2 protein-coding genes are annotated in these 1,692 nt (G+C 75.8%); one reads left to right on the top strand and one right to left on the bottom strand.

Annotation, left to right across the window (positions count from 1 at the left end):
• Positions 1 to 111 precede the first annotated feature (111 nt).
• The gene (era, locus tag E2C05_RS31570; RefSeq protein WP_133223554.1) at positions 112 to 987 is read left to right on the top strand and encodes a GTPase Era; all 876 of its coding nucleotides are present in this window, start codon (positions 112 to 114) and stop codon (positions 985 to 987) included.
• Positions 988 to 1,268: 281 nt separating this feature from the next.
• Here the strand turns inward: era and E2C05_RS31575 are convergent.
• A partial coding sequence (locus E2C05_RS31575) for a hypothetical protein (protein ID WP_456306547.1) occupies positions 1,269 to 1,692 on the bottom strand: 424 nt, incomplete at its 5' end.

Genomic DNA, 1,692 nt, shown 5'->3' on the forward strand with positions numbered 1-1,692 from the left:
GGCACCGGCGCGGCCGGCGATGCCGGCACGCCGGACGAGGGCGATGGCCGCCGGCCCGCGGCACCCGCCGGCAACCCCGCCGCGGCGCCGGCCGGCCAACCGCGCTGCGGCCTGGTCGCGGTGGTCGGCGCGCCGAATGCCGGCAAATCCACCCTGGTGAATGCGCTGGCCGGCACCAAGGTCACCATCGTCTCGCCCAAGCCGCAGACCACGCGCTTCCGCATCCGCGCCGTGGTGATGCACCAGGGCGCGCAGGTGATCCTGGTGGACACGCCCGGCATCTTCGCGCCGCGCCGGCGGCTGGACCGCGCCATGGTCGCCGCGGCCTGGACCGGGGCGCAGGATGCCGACCGCACCCTGCTGGTGGTGGACGTGCGCGCCGGCCTGACCGATGCGGTGCGCGCCATCGTCGAGCGCCTGGCGAAGGCGAAGCGCCCGGTCTGGCTGGCGCTCAACAAGGTGGACCTGGTGGACCCGCCGCGGCTGCTGCCGCTGGCGGCGGAGCTGAACCAGCTGCTGACGGTGGAGGAGACCTTCATGATCTCCGCCGAGAAGCAGCGCGGCCTGGACCGGCTGCGCGACAAGCTGGCCGAGGCGATGCCGCCCGGCCCCTACCTGTTCCCCGAGGACGAGCTGACCGACCTGCCCAACCGCATGCTGGCGGCCGAGATCGTGCGCGAGCAGATCCTGCGCCAGACGCATGAGGAGGTGCCGCACCACGCGACGGTCGAGACCGAGAACTGGCAGGAGCGCAAGGACGGCAGCGTGCGGGTGGACTGCACGATCTATGTCGCGCGCCCCACCCAGAAGGCGATCCTGATCGGCGATGGCGGCGCGCGCGTGAAGGCGATCGGGCAGAGCGCGCGGCGGGAGCTGGAGGCGCTGCTGGAACGCCGCGTCCACCTGTTCCTCAACGTGAAGGACCGCCCCGGCTGGGACGAGGAACGCGGCCGGCTGCGGGCCCTGGGGCTCGAGGACCTGGACTAGCGCGGATCCCGCTCAGGTGGCCTCACCTGAGCGGGTGAAGATGCTCGTCGCTTCGAATGACTGCAGCGGTCGCCGTGAGCCATGGCGAACGGAGACCGCGGGAGCGCGGATCGTGGGGCGCCGTGCACGCCCGGCGGCGTGACGCTGCTCTGCACAGGCGGCGTGCCACGGCGGTATGGCGTTCATGTTCGAACGCGGGGCGCTGTCATGGCGGCGGCGGGTCGCCCTGCCGCCGGCGCAAGGGACGCCCGGCGGGGCCGCGGCCCCGCGTCCGTCGGCGGTCAGCGCCGCGGCGCCAGCGACCGCGCCAGGGCCATGCCGACCGGCACCATCGCCGGGATGACCTGGCGGGTGAAGCGCCCGAGCACCGCCAGCACCGCCGGGCCATGCCCGCCCGGCACCTCGCCCTGCAGGTCGAGCGCGGGGCGCAGCGCATCCGCTTCCTGCGTCGCCAGCCGCACCGCCGCATCCCGCCCGACGGCGATGGCCGCGGGGTCGAGCGCCGGGCCGAGCCAGGCGGGGAGCGCCGCCGGCACGGCCGGCCAATGCGCCAGGTGCAGGTAGAGGCTGGGCACCACCCCCGTCCCCTCATGCCGCGCCGCCAGGGCCAGGACCGCGTCGCGCAGCGGCGCCGGCAGCGCCGCCAGGCGGGGCAGGGGCGGCGGGGCGGGCAGCATCGCCGGCGCCGTCAGGGCGGGCGGCGGC

This window comes from Paracraurococcus ruber (genome assembly GCF_004353985.1).
Taxonomy (GTDB): Bacteria; Pseudomonadota; Alphaproteobacteria; order Acetobacterales; family Acetobacteraceae; genus Paracraurococcus; species Paracraurococcus ruber.